Genomic DNA, 315 nt, shown 5'->3' on the forward strand with positions numbered 1-315 from the left:
AAGCTGGGCAGCTCGGGCATCTGCGGGCCGAAGCTGCTGTTCTTCACTCCCTGCCTCTAGAGCCATGGCACTGTCTCGGGAAGAACGCGAAGAGTTCCTCGCCGAGCCCCATGTCGCCGCGTTGTCGGTGATCAGGGGAAATACCCGCGGTCCGCTGACCGTGCCGATCTGGTACCAGTACTCCCCCGGCGGTGAGCTCTGGTTCACCACCGGAGCCGGGTCACGCAAGCACCGGCTGCTCGAGGCCGCCGGACACTGCTCGCTGATGGTCGACCGGGTCCAACCCACCGTGCGCTACGTCGCGGTGGACGGCCC

At 67.0% G+C, this 315-nt stretch carries 1 protein-coding gene; it reads left to right on the forward strand.

What is annotated here, in order from left to right:
- Nucleotides 1-64: 64 nt before the first annotated feature.
- On the forward strand, nucleotides 65-315 hold a 251-nt coding region (locus H7I41_RS22570), incomplete at its 3' end, for a pyridoxamine 5'-phosphate oxidase family protein (protein ID WP_264014858.1).

The sequence above is a fragment of the [Mycobacterium] manitobense genome, assembly GCF_025821665.1.
GTDB lineage: Bacteria > Actinomycetota > Actinomycetes > Mycobacteriales > Mycobacteriaceae > Mycobacterium > Mycobacterium arseniciresistens.